14 protein-coding genes and 1 other RNA gene are annotated in these 17,503 nt (G+C 61.3%); 7 read left to right on the top strand and 8 right to left on the bottom strand.

The window, feature by feature from the left end; genetic code table 11:
• Positions 1-14: 14 nt before the first annotated feature.
• Positions 15-587, top strand: a complete 573-nt coding sequence (gene def, locus ACIOTN_RS05345; protein ID WP_105657783.1) for a peptide deformylase — start codon at positions 15-17, stop codon at positions 585-587.
• Positions 588-599: 12 nt separating this feature from the next.
• Here def and ACIOTN_RS05350 read toward each other — a convergent pair whose 3' ends face one another.
• The 4 genes from ACIOTN_RS05350 to ACIOTN_RS05365 all read right to left on the bottom strand — a co-directional run bounded on the left by ACIOTN_RS05350 (position 600) and on the right by ACIOTN_RS05365 (position 5,515).
• Entirely contained in the window at positions 600-1,646 is a 1,047-nt protein-coding gene (locus tag ACIOTN_RS05350) for a winged helix DNA-binding domain-containing protein (protein WP_402734864.1), read from the bottom strand.
• A gap of 321 nt (positions 1,647-1,967) precedes the next feature.
• A complete protein-coding gene (locus ACIOTN_RS05355; protein WP_105657779.1) occupies positions 1,968-3,425 on the bottom strand; it encodes a glyceraldehyde-3-phosphate dehydrogenase in 1,458 nt (485 codons plus the stop codon).
• A 219-nt stretch (positions 3,426-3,644) separates the two neighbouring features.
• An RNA gene (gene rnpB / locus ACIOTN_RS05360) (RNase P RNA component class A) lies at positions 3,645-4,000 on the bottom strand.
• 72 nt (positions 4,001-4,072) lie between these two features.
• Positions 4,073-5,515 carry a dihydrolipoyl dehydrogenase family protein gene (locus tag ACIOTN_RS05365; protein WP_402734865.1) on the bottom strand — a complete coding sequence of 481 codons (1,443 nt, stop codon included), beginning with the start codon at positions 5,513-5,515 and terminating at the stop codon, positions 4,073-4,075.
• Positions 5,516-5,632: 117 nt separating this feature from the next.
• On the opposite strand from ACIOTN_RS05365, the gene ACIOTN_RS05370 reads away from it, so the two are divergent.
• Entirely contained in the window at positions 5,633-6,412 is a 780-nt protein-coding gene (locus ACIOTN_RS05370) for a YaaA family protein (protein ID WP_105661558.1), read from the top strand.
• 210 nt (positions 6,413-6,622) lie between these two features.
• Positions 6,623-8,902: an exo-alpha-sialidase gene (locus ACIOTN_RS05375; protein WP_402734866.1), complete on the top strand. Its 2,280-nt coding sequence runs from the start codon at positions 6,623-6,625 to the stop codon at positions 8,900-8,902.
• 120 nt (positions 8,903-9,022) lie between these two features.
• Here the strand turns inward: ACIOTN_RS05375 and ACIOTN_RS05380 are convergent, their stop codons facing one another.
• Both ACIOTN_RS05380 and ACIOTN_RS05385 read right to left on the bottom strand, forming a co-directional pair.
• On the bottom strand, positions 9,023-9,421 hold the full coding sequence (locus ACIOTN_RS05380) for a VOC family protein (protein ID WP_402734867.1): 399 nt from the start codon (positions 9,419-9,421) through the stop codon (positions 9,023-9,025).
• Between the two features lie 12 nt (positions 9,422-9,433).
• Positions 9,434-10,387, bottom strand: a complete 954-nt coding sequence (locus ACIOTN_RS05385; RefSeq protein ID WP_105657775.1) for a Nif3-like dinuclear metal center hexameric protein — start codon at positions 10,385-10,387, stop codon at positions 9,434-9,436.
• Between the two features lie 132 nt (positions 10,388-10,519).
• Here ACIOTN_RS05385 and msrA point away from each other — a divergent pair, with 132 nt between their 5' ends.
• From msrA to epsC, 3 genes are all read left to right on the top strand, one after another.
• Positions 10,520-11,047: a peptide-methionine (S)-S-oxide reductase MsrA gene (gene msrA, locus ACIOTN_RS05390; protein ID WP_105657859.1), complete on the top strand. Its 528-nt coding sequence runs from the start codon at positions 10,520-10,522 to the stop codon at positions 11,045-11,047.
• A gap of 127 nt (positions 11,048-11,174) precedes the next feature.
• Positions 11,175-12,110, top strand: coding sequence for a cysteine synthase A (gene cysK / locus ACIOTN_RS05395; protein WP_105661227.1), 936 nt, complete (start codon positions 11,175-11,177; stop codon positions 12,108-12,110).
• 142 nt (positions 12,111-12,252) lie between these two features.
• A complete protein-coding gene (epsC, locus tag ACIOTN_RS05400; protein ID WP_105657773.1) occupies positions 12,253-12,837 on the top strand; it encodes a serine O-acetyltransferase EpsC in 585 nt (194 codons plus the stop codon).
• Positions 12,838-13,019: 182 nt separating this feature from the next.
• On the opposite strand, the gene ACIOTN_RS05405 is transcribed toward epsC, so the two are convergent.
• Together ACIOTN_RS05405 and ACIOTN_RS05410 are read right to left on the bottom strand one after the other, a co-directional pair.
• The gene (locus tag ACIOTN_RS05405; RefSeq protein ID WP_105661226.1) at positions 13,020-14,300 is read right to left on the bottom strand and encodes a dicarboxylate/amino acid:cation symporter; all 1,281 of its coding nucleotides are present in this window, start codon (positions 14,298-14,300) and stop codon (positions 13,020-13,022) included.
• A 297-nt stretch (positions 14,301-14,597) separates the two neighbouring features.
• The gene (locus ACIOTN_RS05410; protein WP_402734868.1) at positions 14,598-15,110 is read right to left on the bottom strand and encodes a hypothetical protein; all 513 of its coding nucleotides are present in this window, start codon (positions 15,108-15,110) and stop codon (positions 14,598-14,600) included.
• Between the two features lie 130 nt (positions 15,111-15,240).
• On the opposite strand from ACIOTN_RS05410, the gene ACIOTN_RS05415 reads away from it, so the two are divergent.
• The gene (locus ACIOTN_RS05415) at positions 15,241-17,502 is read left to right on the top strand and encodes an ATP-binding cassette domain-containing protein (RefSeq protein WP_402734869.1); all 2,262 of its coding nucleotides are present in this window, start codon (positions 15,241-15,243) and stop codon (positions 17,500-17,502) included.
• Position 17,503: the final 1 nt, after the last annotated feature.

Genomic DNA, 17,503 nt, shown 5'->3' on the forward strand with positions numbered 1-17,503 from the left:
AAGGAACCGATCACGTGCCTATTCGGCAGATCACTGTTTACGGAGAACCTGTACTTCACAAGCGTGCGGTGGAGGTCACCGAGTTTGATGGCGCCTTGCGCGAGCTCGTTGCCGATATGCACCTCACCATGGATGAAGCGCATGGCGTGGGCCTGGCGGCTCCGCAGATCGGTTTGGGCCTGCGCATGTTCACCTACGTCTTCGCGGACCAGGACGATGCTCCCGAGCGGGGCGTAGTGATCAACCCCAAGCTGACGCTTTCAAAGGTGTCGCAGGCTCCCGCAGATGCTGATGACGACTCCGAGGGCTGCTTGTCCGTGCCCGGGTTGAACTACCCGCTGCAGCGTGCCGACTATGCGAAGGTGGAGGGTTTCGACGAGTTCGGCAATCCGATCTCTTTCGAAGCGCACGGCTGGTTCGCGCGCATCATGCAGCACGAGTACGACCACCTTGACGGCTACCTCTACGTGGACAAGTTGCAGCCACGCTGGGAGAAGAAGTGGAAGAAGGCCAAGAAGGCTCTGGGTTGGGGCGTGCCTGGCAACACCTGGTTGCCGGGTACCGATGAGGATCCATTCGGGCACTAGGCCTCCCGCCGCCTACCGGGCAGTCTTGAAGTCCAGATACCGCTGATGCAGCGCCGCACCGATTTTGCCGGTGGGCGCTGTTTCTGCGTTCCAGAGCTTCGAAGCCCTGCCTTGTTCTAGCCAGAAGGGCAGGAACATGCCGTTCTTGCCGGGCAGGATCTGCGCAGCCATCTGCTCGTCGGCTACCAGCGTGCGATTCGCGTAGCCCAGGTAGTACTCGTCAAAGGGACCAAGCAGGCGCAGTGGCAGCCCGGTGGGCTCCATCGCTTCAAGCTCCCGGTGGGCGCGGCTGCCGGCGATGACCCAGTAGCCCTCCCCGCGCTCATCGCTTCCTGCGCTGGACAGCAAGCCGCCGAGTGCTTCTGCGGCGATTCTCATGGTGGTCAGCGTCTGTCCCGTGTACCAGGCTGCGTCGCGAAGGGTAGCTGGCCCATGCGAGTGCAGGTACCGGCGCAAGAGTTGCGCCAACGGATCTCCTGGTTCCCGGTGACTTGCAATCCATTCATCCACGAGCACGAAGTCCTGCGCGATGAGTTTCGCGTCTTGTGGAATGGGCCCTTGGCAGATCAACCCGTCCAGGACGAGGACCTGCAGGATAACCAGTCCTCGCTGCTGGCCGGTCTCCATTCCATTCTGGTTCAGTGCCTTGAAGAGCGCGGAGCGGCTGGCTTGCCCGTGCTCCTGCAGATGCGCGCTGATGATGCCAGCTGCCTGGTCAATGTCCTGGGTGCCGATCTGCAGTCCCCGCATCCGTGTGGCCGAAGAGCGCAAGGTGCGTTCACGTGTTGCGCGAGTCATCCAGCGCGCATCTTCGGCCAAGCAGATATGCAGCGTGCCCCGCATGGTCCATGACCGCACGAGCCGGCCTTCGCTGAAGAGCGCATCGACTTGCTGGCGGGATTCTTGCGCTGCGGAGCGCTGAGCCAGCGCGTAGCGTCCTGCAGCGAAGTCCTGGGACTGGAACGCGAGCATGTGTTCTGCGGCCTGCAGTACGGATTCTGCCGGCTCCAGTAGCAGCTGGCTCGCCATGCGCGCCGCCAGCGTCCGGGTACTGTCCATTAACCAACCTCGATCCAATGCTTGATGGCCTAAAGCCTAGCAGTGCGGGGGTCCAGAGATGCCCGCGAAGAGGCGCACCTGCAGCCCCCGTTGATGCAGGGCGGCGCAGGCTAAAGCGGACCTCCAAGCCCGGATGCGCGCAAAGGTCGAGACCTGCCTGGACTTTGCTGGAGAGGTGCTGGCCAGGTACTGGTTCTCGTTGGCCCCCTGGACCCGGAAGGTCCTTTGGAGGGCTTCGTGCCGCCCGGATGGAATAGCAAAAGGGACCATCCCAGCGCGCAATGCGTTGGGATGGTCCCTTCAGCTGCAAGCAGCGAGGTCCTAGGCGGTGACGGCTTCAGCCTTCACTGCAGGCACTGCAGCCGGGTGGGTGCCGGCCATCGATTCGATGACGCGCACAACCTGGCAGGAGTAGCCGAACTCGTTGTCGTACCAAACGTAGACGACAGCGTTCTTGCCGGACACGATAGTGGCCAGGCCGTCAACGATGCCGGCGCGGCGCGAGCCGACGAAGTCGGTGGAGACAACCTCAGGCGAATCGATGTAGTCGATCTGCTTGTGCAAGCTGGAGGTCAGCGAGGTTTCACGCAGGTAGGCATTGAGCTCTTCCTTGGTGGTCCCGTTCTCCAGGTTCAAGTTCAAGATCGCCATGGAGACATCCGGGGTCGGTACACGGATCGCGTTGCCGGTCAGCTTGCCTTCGAACTCCGGCAGGGCCTTGGCCACTGCCTTGGCGGCACCGGTTTCGGTGATCACCATGTTCAGCGCTGCCGAACGGCCGCGGCGCTCGCCCTTGTGGAAGTTGTCGATCAGGTTCTGGTCGTTGGTGAACGAGTGAACGGTCTCGACGTGCCCGTGGGTGACACCGAACTTGTCGTTCAGGGCCTTGAGCACTGGGGTGATGGCGTTGGTGGTGCACGAGGCAGCGGTGACGATCTTGTCTTCTGCGGTGATCCACGAATCGTTGATGCCGTGGACGATGTTCTTCAGATCGCCCTTGCCCGGTGCGGTCAGCAGCACGCGGGAAACGCCCTTGGCGGCCAGGTGCTGGGACAGTCCGGCCTCATCGCGCCAGCGGCCGGTGTTGTCCACCACGATGGCGTTGTCGATGCCGTGCTCGGTGTAGTCGACGGTGGTCGGATCATTCGAGTAGATGACCTTGATCAGGGTGCCGTTGGCGAGGATCGTGCTGTTTTCCTCGTCGACCGTGATCGAGCCTTCGAAGCGGCCGTGCACCGAGTCGCGGCGCAGCAGCGAAGCGCGCTTGACGATGTCGTCATCCGAGCCCTTGCGGACCACGATGGCGCGCAGGCGCAGGCCGTAGCCGCCACGCTCGATCAGGATGCGGGCCAGCAGGCGTCCGATGCGGCCGAAGCCGTAGAGGACAACGTCCTGGGGTTCAGCGTCGGTTGCGCCGGCCTGGCCAACCTTCTCGCCCAATTCATCAGCCAGGAAAGCGTTCAAATCAGCGGAACCGGATTCCTTGAACTTCTTGTTCACGCGGCCGAGGTCAACTGCTACCGAACCGACGTTCAGGGCCTCGATGGCATCCAGGATGGCCTTGGTGTCGTTCAGGTCGAGCTCTTCGCCATCGATGCGGCGCACTACGCGGTGGGCCTTGATGATGTCGATGGCGGACTGGTTGATCAGCTTGCGGCCGTAGACGGAGGTCACCACATTGTTCTTGCGGTACAGACGTCCGATCAGTGGGATCATGGCCTCGGCGAGCTCTTCGCGCCCGCTCCATTCTTGCTGGGCAACGACAGACTGCTGGGTCACAGAAAATCCTTCCAATTCAGCCGACTCGCAGATCCATAAAGTCGGTTGGCACCGTGGGAAGCACCATTGCTTTTGCGGTGGCACGAGGTAACAGGATCATCCTCGTAAGTACATGATCCATTCTAGACCGTGCGCAGAAAAACTGAGGATCGGGGACTGTGAATCATCTCACCAGCGCACTAAAGGCTGATGCCGGCGCAATCGCAGGAAGGAAGAGTGTGAATGGGATGGCCGATACGCCGGGTTTTGTCGCGCCGAAGCGGGACGGTCATCTATCTACGACTGCCGTTGCCGGCAGCCTCTAGCGGTCCACCCGACTGCATGGGGCGAACAGCCCTCATGACGCAGTCTGTCTGACCTTGCTCCGAGTGGGGTTTACCTAGCCACCCCAATCGCTTGGGGTGCTGGTGGTCTCTTACACCACCGTTTCACCCTTACCAGGAAAACCTGGCGGTCTATTTTCTGTGGCACTAGCCTGCGGGTTACCCCGAGTGGGCGTTACCCACCACCCTGTTCTGCGGAGCCCGGACGTTCCTCGGGGCAATTGCTTGCCACGCGACCGTCTGGCCATCCCATTCACTACCAGTCTAATGCGTTGGGCGCGGGCCGCAGACCACTTCCGAACGCTGATTCGGTCACAGCCGGGTTCACCCGAACCGCTGCGCCTCAAGCAACCGCAACCAGATTTCGCTGATCGTCGGATAGGCGGGGACCGCATGCCACAGCCGGTCCAGGCTGACCTCGCCGACGATCGCAATGGTGGCCGCATGCAGCAGTTCCGCGGCATCCTGGCCAGCGAAAGTGGCGCCGACGATCACCGAACGCGCCTGGTCTATCACCAGCTTGGCCCGCCCGGAATACCCGTCGGCGTGCAGGCTCGCCCCGGCCACCGCACCCAGATCGTGCTCGATAACCGAAATCTGCAGACCGGCGTCGCGGGCCTGGCGTTCGGTGAGTCCGACCGCGGCGATCTGCGGATCGCTGAAGACCACGCGCGGCACCGCATGGTGGTCCGCCGTGGCCGCATGCCTGCCCCAGGGCGCATCGAGAACCCCGGTTCCATTGATCCTCGCAGCAATGGCCTCGCCCGCGGCCCGGGCCTGGTACTTGCCCTGGTGGGTCAGCGGGCTGCGCCCGCTGGCATCTCCCACGGCGTAGAGCCAGTCGGTGCCCGCCACGAGCATCGTGTCATCGACCTGCAACCGCCGGGACGGGTCCACCCCGAGTGCTTCGAGTCCCAGGTTCCCGATGTCCGGCCGCCGCCCGGTGGAGACGAGCACTTCCTCGGCTTCCACGAGGGATCCTCCGGGCAGCTGGAGGCCGGCTATCCCGTGCTCATCGCGGTAGACCTGCAACGGAGTGGTGTCCTGGTGCACCACTACCCCGGCCTCGGCCAGCGACCGGGCCACCAGCTCGCCGGCGAACGGCTCTTCGCGGCCCAGCAGCGACCCGCGGGCAAGGATGGTGACCTTGGATCCGAGGGAGGCGAAGGCGAATGCCAGCTCCACCCCAGCAACTCCGCCACCGATGATGGCCAGCCTTGGCGGGATCGCCTTGGCCGCAGTGGCCTCCCGGGTGCCCCACGGCCTGGCTTCAGCCAATCCCTCGATCCCAGGCAGAACTGGAGTGGATCCGGTGGCCAGGACTACGGCCCGGGCCGAGTACTCGCGATCCGTCACCTGCACCAGGCCGCGCCCGGAAAGCCGCGCCCGGCCGCGGATCAACTCGATGCCCGCCGAGCGCAGCCACCGTTCCTGCCCGGCATCATCCCAGTTGCTGGTGAAGGCGTCCCTCCGCGCGAGCACCGCCTCGGGATCCAGCGCACCAGTCACCGCTTCGCGGGCCCCGGGAACCCGGCGTGCCGCGCGCAGCGCATCGCCGCTGCGCAACAGGGCCTTGGAAGGCATGCATGCCCAATACGAGCATTCCCCGCCCACCAGCTCGGATTCGACGATGGCCGCCTTCAGGCCCTGCCGGGTGGCATAGTCGGCGGCGTTCTCCCCGGCCGGCCCGGCGCCGATCACGATCACATCGAAGTCGCAGTGCTGCCCGGAGGCAGTTTGGCTAGCTCTTGAGTTCTGCTGGGGCATGCTCTGTCCTTGCTCTGCGTGAAGCGCTGCTGGGTAGTGGGTTCAGCCTAGCCAGATCTGCTCTGCGGGTACATGCCCTGGGCAGAAGATCAGGTGAACTCCGATAAGCTGGAACGCGTGCTTATTCTGTTGCCGCCTTCCGAAGGCAAGACCGCCCACGCCGAAGGTTCTCCGTTCGAAATCGAGGACCTGTCTTTTCCGGAGCTTTCGGGGGAACGCCGCCTGGTGCTTGACGCCCTTGCTGAAGTCTCAGCACGCGAAGATGCCATGGACCTGCTGGGAGTCGGAGCCTCGCTGGCCAAGGAAGTAGCGCGGAATATCAATCTGCACACCGAGCCCGCAGCCAAGGCGCACGATATCTACTCGGGGGTGCTCTTCGAGGCCCTGGACTACGCAAGCCTGGATGAAGCAGCGCAGCGGCGCGCCGATGAATCCATCATCGTGGTCTCCGCCCTGTGGGGTGCCGTGCGTTTTGGCGATCGCATTCCGCCCTACCGCTTATCCATGTCGGTCAAGCTCGAGCCGCTGGGCAAGCTGGCCACCTGGTGGAAGAAGCGCCTGGCTCCGGTGCTGGATGCGGCGGCCGGCGACCAGCTGATCGTGGACGCGCGGTCGAGCACCTATGCGGCCGCCTACAAGCCGGCCAATGGCAACACCGTTGCGGTCAACGTCTTCCAGATGCGCAATGGGATCCCGAAGGTGGTCTCGCACTTTGCCAAGCACACCCGCGGAGAGGTCGCCGGTTTCCTGGTCCAGCAACCGGTCGCACCGGAAAACCCTGGAGAATTGCTCGAACTGGTCCAGACCAAGTGGGAAGCGTCCCTCGTCCAAGACAAGAAGGGCTTGGCGCTGAACATCCTGCTGCCGGAAGACCACCAGTTCACCACCGCCAAATAGCCCAATCAGGATTTGCAGTCCACTACCCCTCCGGCGTTGCCACGCGAAGAATCCTGACTGCAACCGCCGGCCTCGCAGCACCCCGGGCTTCGTTATTCCATGCAGACCCCTTCCAAATGTGATGCAGTTCACTTAGGCTTCACGTATGACATCCTACGTCATACGTCCTTCCTGATTACAGGATCCCACTCACCTGCGAGGAACTGGCCCATGCGAATTCGCTCTAGGCTTCATCATGGAAAAACCCTGGCGGCTGCCATCGCCATCTCCCTAGCCATCCCGGTCATCAGCGCCCACGGGGCGCTGGCGGCAAGCACGTTGGACGAAGCTGATCCCGGTGCACCTCCCGGAAACTTCTCCGAGATCAATCTGGGTTCCGACCGCACTGCCCAGAACTTCTTCTACCGCATTCCGGCGATGGCCCATCTGGGCAATGGCGTTATCATCGCTGCCTGGGATGCCCGCCCCGGCAGCGCCGCCGACGCTCCGAATCCAAACAGCATCGTGCAACGCAAGAGCACCGACAACGGTGCCACATGGGGCGCGATGACCACCATCGCCGCCGGCTTCCCCGGCTCCGCTGACGAAGGAAAATACGGCTATTCCGACCCAAGCTACGTGGTGGATGAAGAGGTGGGGAAGGTATTCGCCTTCTTCGTCTATTCAAAGGATCAAGGTTTCCATGGCAGCACCTGGGGTCACGATGACGGGAACCGCCAGGTCATCAGCGCCGCGGTGGTCGAGTCCACTGATGACGGTGCTACCTGGAGCAAGCCACGGTTGATCACCGATGTGGTCAAGCCCGGCGACCACGCAGTACCCGGAGCGGTCCGCACCACCTTTGCCACCTCTGGCCAAGGAATCCAGCTCACTCGCGGTGAATACGCCGGCCGCTTGGTACAGCAATATGCCGGTGATGTCATGCAAGCCGATGGATCGCGGGCTATCCAAGCCTATTCAGTGTACTCGGATGACCACGGGGCTACCTGGCAGCGTGGCGAATTCACCGGGAAAGCCATGGACGAGAACAAGGTCGTTGAGCTTTCTGATGGCCGCTTGCTGCTCAACTCCCGCGATAACAGCGGCGGCGGCTACCGCAAGGTCGCAATTTCGTCCGATGGCGGCCACAGCTATTCATCGGTCACTCAGGACAGGAACCTGCCTGACCCCACCAATAATGCCCACATCACGCAGATGTTCCCCGATGCCGAAATCAACAGCAGCCAGGCCAAGAAGCTGCTATACACCGGAGCCAACTCGCAGGCCTCCCGCTCCAACGTCTCGGCGAGGATCTCCTGCGATGACGGCAAGACCTGGCCGGGGCTTCGCACGATCCGCCGAGGGTTGTCTGCCTATTCGGTGGCAGGTGCGCTCGATGGGGGCAAGTTCGGTGTGTTCTACGAGGCCGGCTATACCGACAGCATGCAATTCGCATCCTTTGATGAAGAGTGGCTGAATTACGTTTGCGCCCCAATGCAAGCCAGCACATTCAAAGCCGATGCTGGAACGACCGTGGATGTGCCGGTCACCATCACCAACCAGGAAGCCCAAACCATTTCGGGAACCATAGACGTCGGTGCATCGAACCTGTTCAATGCGGCAGCTACCCAGGTCACCGATCTTGCACCGGGCCAGAGCACCACCGTTAACGTGCCCATAACCATTGCGGCGACAGCTCTCGGCGCCCAATCATTGCAGCTGCAGTTCACGAGTGCGTCCGGAAGCACTTCGCAGGCCACCATCGCAGCTCAGGTGGCCGGCCAAGAAGTCACCGGCATCGAGGTAGTCGGCCAGCGCGGCGATGCGAGCCGCGACCTGGCAGCAGATCCCTACGCGGTGGGTGAAAAGGTGCCATACAGTTTCCGCGTGAGCAACATCGGCAATATCAATCAATGGGTAGTTCCCGCAGAAGGCAATTTCTCACCGTTTGCCGCCAAGCCGGTAGGCGAATCCAGTCCAGCAGGGAATTGCCGCTACTCAAACCTCGGTGCTGACAAGGCCTACACCTGCGCAACCCCGCGCCACGAGGTGACGGATCAGGAACTAGCGGACGGTTATTTCGTTCCTCAGACCCGCTGGACTTCAGGCCGCATCGGCGAATACACCAGCGTTGTGGATGAATACACCGTTACCGGCGAGGAAGTAGATCTGCTGGATCGCCAACCGGCCTTCAGCGTTGAAGTATCCGAGCCGGCAGTAGCGGACCGTACGGGGAACTCCTCTTCGAGGGCCGGCGCTTGGGTCAACTTCGAGGTGACTGTCACCAACACAGGCAACGTGCGATTGACCGATCTAGAAGGACCGGGGTTCAGCGTCATCGAATTGGCGGCCGGGCAGTCAAGGACTGCAACCATCAGCAGATTGCTAACCAGCCTGGAAATCTCGGAAGGAAAACTGACCAAGGGTTCGTTGCTTGCAACTGCCAGCAACGGGCACAGAGAAGTTGAAGCCGAGTATTCGCTGGCCGAGGTGAAGCTGGCGGAGCGCTAGGACCTCGTAAAAGTGCGCGAGGAGGCCGCGGCAGATCTATCCGGCTGCTGCCAGCACCCTGAAGAAAGCAACCGGTGCGATCCGGGATTGGGTATTTCCTGGATCGCACCGGTTGCTGGTTCACACTTCAGCTTGTGTCAGGGCCGCTACTAGCTCAATCTCGAAACCGGCAGCATCTTCCAAATACGCCGCGTAGTGCTTTGGTCCCCCGGCGTACGGGTGCAGCTCCGGGAACATCAGGGTGAACCCGTGATCCAGCGCCTGGGCAGCCAACGTTTCCACCGCCTGCCTGGTTCCAGCATGGAAAGCCAAATGGTTCAGCCCGGGAGCCAGGCGGTCATGCCGCTGCCTTTTGGCATCCGGTCCGAATTCCAGGACTATATAGAATCCATCGCGGGCATAGCTGATGCCATCAGCCCATTGGGAATCCACCACATAGCCAAGGCGAGTGAGCAGCCAGCCCAGGGAAGCTGTACTGGCTGCCAAATCCTCAACCCATATTTCCAGATGATGCAGCATGGAACTCACTGACTACGGAGTCAGCACGAAGTCCCATGGATCGGAATTCACTTGGGAAACCTCGATCTCCACGGTGTGGCCAAGATCGTTGAGCACATTGCCCAGGGCGCGGGCACCAGCCGACAGCCAGACCCATTCCGAAGCGAAGTGGGAGACATCGATCAGGTAAGGGAACCCGCCGTTGGCAGCTTCGCGTGCTTCGCTTGCCGGGTGGTGACGCAGATCAGCAGTCACGTAGACATCGGCCTGGTGCGAGCGCACCGCGTCAAACAGGGAATCGCCGGCACCGCCGCAAAGGGCGACCTTCCGGATGATGCCTGTACGGTCTCCGGCGACACGAACACCGCCAGCCACCGCTGGGAGCACGGTGTAAACGCGTTCAGCGAAATCCTCGAGCTTCATCGGCTTCTCCAAGAAGCCCACCCGCCCCAAGCCTTCTTCTGGCAGTCCATCCTTGGACTCGATCAACGGCACGCAGTCCTTCAGCCCGAAGGCATCGGCGAGGGCGTCGTTGACTCCCCCGATGGCGCTGTCGGCATTGGTGTGCGCCGTAAGCAATGCGGTTCCGGATTCGATCAGGCGGTGAATGGCTTCGCCCTTGAAATTGGTGGCGGCAACCTGGGTGACTCCGCGCAGGAGCAATGGGTGGTGAGTGATCAGCAGATCGGCCCCACGCTCGATTGCATCCTCGATCACCTCCAGCGTTGGATCAACAGCCATCACGATCTTGGAAATCTGCTGGCTGGTACGTCCGGTCACCAAGCCAACGGCATCCCAATCTTCGGCCAATGATTTTGGCCAAAGTTCCTCAGCTGCTTCAAGGACGTTACCCAAGGTGGTCTGCGGAACCGAGGTGTCTTCCACCGGTTGCTCAGGCGTTTCTCCGGTAACGGGCTTGAGCGTCGAGGCATCCAGGGAATCGCTGCTCTTCCCCAGGTCTTGCGAGTTATCTGCCTTGCTCTGCATACCCACCACCCTACGCGGTGGGTATGGGGATGGAACAGAATGCAACGCCGCAACGTTGTGAACTGTGTGAGTATTCCCAGCCTTCAGTCCCCTCATCAATTCAGCCCGTTCCTGGAAGTCCAGGACACCAAGTTGAGCACCTTCGTACTAGCCGGCGGTTGCTTCTGGTGCTTGGATGCCGTGTACCAGCGAACCCGTGGCGTCCACGCCGTGATTTCCGGATATATCGGCGGCCACACCAAGGATCCGGCCTACCGCGAAGTCTGCAGCGGCACCACTGGCCATGCCGAAGGTGTCGCCGTGATCTTTGACCCGCAAGTGGTTCCGGCCGAAGTCATCTTGGACATGTTCTTTACCGTGCACGACCCGACGACGCTGAACCGCCAGGGCTACGATGTGGGCACGCAGTACCGCTCGGCGATGTTCCCGCTCGATGACCAGCAGCGCGATCTCTTCCAGGACGCCATCGAGAAGTTCTCGCGCGTATACCCCAATCCGATCGTCACTACGCTCGAAGAGTCCAAAGATTTCTATCCTGCCGAGCAAATCCATCAGGATTATTACTCCGAAAACCAGGAAGTCGGCTATTGCCGCGTGATTATCGACCCAAAGATCGCGAAAGTCAGGAAATATTACGCTCAATGGCTAAACGAAGCCTAGTCGCGCTTTTGGCCTACTAGGGTTAGTTGTGAACCTCATAGGTGTCCGGCGGTTACGCCAGATTCCGGCAATTATTTCGCCGCAACTAACTGCGGCTGCATAGAGTCACGTAAGGATTGCATACAAGATGGGCAAGATCTACAACAACGTCACCGAAGTCGTCGGCAACACCCCGCTGGTGAAGCTGAACCGCGTCGGCGAGGGCCTGCCAGGGAACATCGCTGTGAAGCTGGAATTCTACAACCCGGCGAACTCCGTCAAGGACCGCATCGGCGTGGCCATCGTTGATGCAGCCGAGGCCTCTGGTGCATTGAAGCCAGGCGGCACCATCGTTGAGGGCACTTCGGGCAACACCGGCATTGCACTGGCGATGGTCGGTGCAGCCCGCGGCTACAAGGTCATCTTGACCATGCCTGAAACCATGTCCACCGAGCGCCGTGTGATGCTGCGCGCTTTCGGCGCCGAGATCGTGCTGACCCCGGGCGCCGACGGCATGCGCGGGGCTGTGGAAAAGGCCAAGGAGATTGTTGCGACTTCCGAGAACGCTATCTGGGCGCAGCAGTTCGCTAACACCGCGAACCCGCAGGTCCACGCAGAGACCACCGGTCCGGAGATTTGGTCCGATACCGAAGGCAAGATCGATGTCCTGGTTGCCGGCATCGGTACCGGTGGCACTATCACCGGTGCAGGCCGCTACCTGAAGGAAAAGAACCCAAACCTGAAGATCGTGGCCGTTGAGCCCAAGGATTCCCCGATCCTCAACGGCGGAAAGCCCGGCCCGCACAAGATCCAGGGACTGGGAGCGAACTTCATCCCAGAGGTGCTCGACACCGAGCTGTACGACGAAGTCCTGGATGCCAGCATCGAGGATTCGGTATCGACCGCTCGCGCGCTGGGCGTCAAGGAAGGCATCCTCGGCGGCATCTCCGCTGGCGCAGCCGTTTGGGGTGCGGTACAGATCGCCGCGCGGGAAGAAAACGCCGGCAAGCAGATCGTTGCGATCATCCCTGACTTCGGTGAACGCTACATCTCCACCCTGCTCTTCGACGACATCCGCGGCTAAGTAAATTTGCAGAAGCAGAATAAATCGGCGCGAGCCACTGTTGGGTCTATAGAGAGACCTGTATCGGTGCAGCTCGCGCCGATTTGCTGTGTGACATCTGCGGATTGTCCCCGAGCGAACCGCAACCCCTAAGGTAGTATTCATGAGTTTTTTCTCCCGCCTGCGTGAGGATTTGGCCAACGCACGCCAGCACGATCCGGCAGCGCGAAGCGATCCGGAAAACTTCTTCGTGTATTCCGGACTGCACGCGATCTGGCTGCACCGGTTGGCCCACAAGATGTGGCAGAACCCCTCGTTGAAGTGGCCAGCGCGTTTGCTATCCCAGGCGAACCGCGCCCTGACCGGGATCGAGATCCATCCCGGCGCCACCATTGGGCGCCGCTTCTTCATCGACCACGGCATGGGCATCGTCATTGGCGAGACTGCCGAAATCGGCGATGACGTCATGCTGTACCACGGGGTGACCCTCGGCGGCCGTTCACTGGCCAAGGTCAAGCGCCACCCGACCATCGGTGACCGCGTGGTCATCGGTGCCGGAGCCAAGGTGCTCGGCCCGATCGTCATCGGCGCCGATTCCGCCATCGGTGCGAACGCCGTGGTCGTCAAGGATGCTCCGGAAGGCTCGATTGTCACCGGAATCCCCGCACAGAACCGTCCGCGCAGGCCTGAAGAACGCAAGCCTGCTGTAGACCCGGCCGAGTACATCGACCCGGCCATGTGGATCTAGTACTACCGCTGCTGCCACTGCGGCAAAGCAAACCCGCCCAGCACACGGACCGGCCACGGTCCGCCTGCTGGGCGGGTTTTCGCTTTCGCCCCGATCCTTGCGGGCAAAGCAAAACATCGATGCCCGGTACCACTGCGAGTCTGGTACCGGGCATCGATGCCTATGCGAGTGATGGAAGCCGTTTAGGCCAGCTTGTGGTCCGCAGCTTCGGTGCCATCGGCCAGCTCTACGACCTCGTCCTCAGGATCCTGGGGCTGGGCGCCGAGCTTGCCACGGGTCAGCTTGTGCATGATCATGGCCAGCGCGCCGTCACCGGTCACGTTGGTTGCGGTGCCGAAGCTATCCAGGGCAATGTAGGCTGCGAACATCAGGCCGACTTCGACCTCGCCGAAGCCCAGCATCTGGGCGAGCAGGCCAGCAGCGGCCGCAATAGCGCCACCAGGCACGCCGGGAGCTGCAACCATCATGACGCCGAGCATCAGGATGAACGGGAAGTAGGCGCCGAAGGAAACGTCGCCACCGGTCAGCAGGAGCACGGCGATGGAGAAGCAGGTGATCTTGACCATCGAGCCCGACAGGTGGATGGTGGCGCACAGCGGGATGACGAAACCGGCGACCGCATCGGAAACACCGTTCTTCTTCGCAGATTCCAAGGTCACTGGAATGGTTGCGGCCGAGGAGGAGGTACCCAATGCGGTGAAGTAGGCATTGCGCATGCCCCACAGGGCGGCCAGCGGGTTGCGCTTGTTCATCGCGCCAGCGATGGAGTACTGCACCAGCAGGACAACCAGGGTGAGCACGAAGGAGACCACGGCAACGAAGAGGAACTTCTGCACTACGGTGACGGCGTCACCGGCAGCGGACAGATCCAGGAAGATGCCGAAGATGAACAGCGGCAATGCGGGAACAACCACACGGCGGATAACCATCTCGATGATGTTGCGGAACTCCACTGCCCCGCGGAAGAGGACGGTGGAACGGAAGGCGGTCAGGCCCAAGCCCAGCATGAATGCCAGGACCAGCGCGGTCATGACGCCCATCAGCGGTTCCAGCACGATCTCTGTTGCCGATTCGCCTGCGCTGCCGACCAGGGAGAAGTACGGCTCAAAGCCGGATCCTTCGCCTCCGCCAACTTCCTCGACGCCACCGCCGGAAAGCGACTTGGTGAATAGCCAACGGCTCACGAAGTATGCGAGCAGGCCCGCGCACAGGGTGGAGGCGTAGGCGATGGCTGCGGTGATGCCCAACCACTTGCCGGCGCCTTTGCCGAGCTCAGCGATAGCGGGTGCCACCAAACCGAAGATGATCAAAGGCACGACGAAGCCAAGGAATCCGGAGAAGATCGAGTTGTAGGTCAGGAATACGCTTCCCAACCAGACCGGCATGACCGGGCCAAGCAGAATACCCAGCAGAATGGCGACGACCACCCAGCCAAGCAGTGGGATAGATTTCAGCAGCTTCATGAATGTCCTTTAAACGGTTCGGGCTCGGAGCGCACTGTTGGACGGGCCACAAGTGTGTCGTGGCGCACGCCTCAATCATGATAGACGTAATTTTTGTTACACCGAAATCCTGTGAATGGATTGAGTGTTACGAGAATACGCCTTTCTGCCGAATATTCTCTACCGTAAATCGCAACACGCTCAATCAGGTTCGATCCCTGGTGCGGAGGGGGTTCGGGAGCTGAATATTCGTCGATTAAACGGCAGCAGGGCGGATCTGCCCCATTAAGCAGTCCCGCCCCACCTTGGATTCATTGATTATTCGAAGTTCGCTTCGACCACGCCTTGTTCTTGGCCCTGGCCCACCACCTGGCTTTGCACGCGGAGGTTGAGCACGGATCCGTCATCGGCATTTTCATAACTCACGAAGACCGAACCGGCTCCGGCATCGCTGCCCGTTTGCGACCAGTTCGGTCCGCCCGCCGCCGAATGCCCGGTGAGCAAGGCGACCACCTGATCGGTGGCCAGCTGTTGCATCTGCGCTTCACTTCCATTGCCCCAAGCGACGACCAGGGCATCTGCATACTCGGTAGCGCTCGATGGGAGCTTGCCCAGCTCTTGGCCTCCGACAGTTCCAGATTGCTCCGACTCCCCGGCATCCCCGGGAGAGGATGCCGTTGGCGATGCGGACTGCGTTGGGCTGGCTTCAGGACTTGACGGCTCCTGGCTTGCGGTGCCACCTGCAGTGCTGCCGCAACCGGCGAGCGCAAGGCACCCGGCCAGCGCCGCCACCGAACTGAGCTTGAGTAGTTTCCTAGGTGCGTCCGGCATGGATTTCTCCGCTCTCGCAGGGGGTCGCTGATTCCTTGTGGGTTCGATACTCCACCGGAATCGGCAGCGTTTGCAAGTCCGCCGCCCTCCAGCAGGTGTCGGTTGGAGCATTTCTGAGTAGGCTTGGGGCATGAGCCAGCACCCTGCCGATAGCCATGACACCATTCGAGTACGCCAAGCCCGGGAAAACAACTTGCGAGGTGTTGACGTCGATATTCCAAAACGGCGCATTACCGCGTTTACCGGTGTTTCCGGTTCCGGCAAGTCCTCCCTGGTGTTCGGCACGATTGCTGCAGAGTCCCAGCGCCTGATCAATGAAACGTATACGACCTTCATCCAGAGCTTCATGCCCTCGATGCCCCGGCCTGATGTAGAAGTGCTGGAAAACCTCTCCACGGCCATCGTGGTCGACCAGGAACGCATGGGCGCGAATTCGCGTTCTACCGTGGGCACGGCGACCGACGCCTACTCGCTCTTGCGCGTTCTGTATTCGCGTTATTCCACTCCGAGCGCCGGCGGCGCTGGCGCGTACTCGTTTAATCTCGGCCAGGGCGCGTGCCCTGTCTGCGAGGGTTTCGGCACCGAGGCGAGCATCGACCTTGATGAGCTGCTGGATTGGGACAAGTCGCTGAACGAGGGGGCCATCAAGGCGCCGAACTTTGCCCCGGATTCATGGCTGTGGCAGACGCTGACTGCCGGCACGCAGGCAGATCTGGACATGAAGCTCAGGGTCATGCCCAGTGCCATGCTTGACCGCTTGCTCTACGAAGAAGCAGGCAAGGTCAAGCTCAATGGGGCCAACATGAGCTACTCCGGTTTGGTCACGCGCATCAAGTCCAACTACATCCATTCGGGCAGGGAGATCAAGCAAGCCCATATTCGTGCCTGGATCGAACGCATCTCCACGACCGCACCGTGCTCTGCCTGCGCCGGATCACGGCTCGGCCAGGCCGCTCGTGATTCGAAGATCAATTCCTTGGGAATCGCGGACATGACTGCACTGCAGGTTTCCGAACTGCTCGAAATCCTCGAGAAGATCCAGATCCCGGATGCAGCGCCATTGACCACCAATTTGAAGGCAGTGCTCAAATCCATGGTGGATTTGGGGTTGGGATACCTGTCCCTTGACCGTCCGGCGGGGACCCTTTCGGGCGGCGAAGCCCAGCGCGTGAAGATGATCCGGCATCTTGGATCAGCACTCAGTGATGTCACGTATGTCTTCGACGAGCCCACCGTTGGTTTGCATCCCCATGACATCCAGCGGATGAACGGGCTGCTGGCTGGCCTTCGGGACAAGGGCAATACCGTGCTGGTGGTGGAGCACAAACCCGAGGTCATCGGCATCGCAGACCACGTGATCGACTTGGGCCCGGGCGCTGGTACCCATGGCGGCACCATTTGCTACAGCGGTCCAGTGGACGGCCTGCTGTCCAGCGATACGCTGACCGGAAAGCACTTCACCACGCGTGCTGCGCTCAATGCGAACCCGCGCGAGGCACAGGGGTCAATGCAAGTGCGCGGCGCTTCCTTGCACAACCTGAAGAATGTTTCCGTGGATATCCCTACCGGCGTGATGTGCGCAATCACCGGTGTCGCCGGTTCGGGCAAATCCACGCTGATCCATTCGACAATCGCCAAACGTGATGACGTGGCGGTGGTGGACCAAACCGCCATCCGAGGCTCCCGGCGTTCGAACCCGGCCACCTATACCGGGATCATGGATCCGATCCGTGCGGCGTTTGCTAAAGCCAACGGCGTGAAGCCTGCCCTGTTCAGCGCCAATTCGGCCGGAGCATGCCCGGGGTGCAGCGGTGTCGGATACACCTATACGGACTTGGCATCCATGGCCGGAGTGGCCTTGCCTTGCGAGCAGTGCGGCGGCAAGCGATTCACCGCTGATGTGCTGGAATACACCCTGGATGGGTTGAACATTGCCGAAGTCCTGGACTTGAGCATGGAAGAAGCGCTTGAGCAGCTCAAAGTACCCAAGGCGAAGGCCGTGCTCGAACGCCTGAACCAGGTGGGTCTGGGATACCTGAAACTGGGACAGCGGCTGAACACGCTTTCTGGCGGCGAACGGCAGCGAATCAGGCTGGCTATCCATTTGGGCCAGGGCGCCGGTACCTACATCCTGGACGAGCCAACCACAGGATTGCACATGGCTGACGTGCAGAACCTGCTGCGCCTGCTCGATGAGATGGTCGATGAAGGCAATACCGTCGTGGTCATCGAGCATCATCTGGCGGTGGTAGCCCACTGCGACTGGGTCATTGACTTGGGTCCCGGGGCAGGGCACGAGGGAGGAAGCATTGTCTTCGAAGGGACCCCGGCTGACCTTGCCGCCTCGGGCACGCTGACCGCAGTTCATCTGTCCGACTACATCAAGGGATAGG

It is taken from the genome of Glutamicibacter sp. NPDC087661 (assembly GCF_044743275.1).
Classification (GTDB): domain Bacteria; phylum Actinomycetota; class Actinomycetes; order Actinomycetales; family Micrococcaceae; genus Glutamicibacter.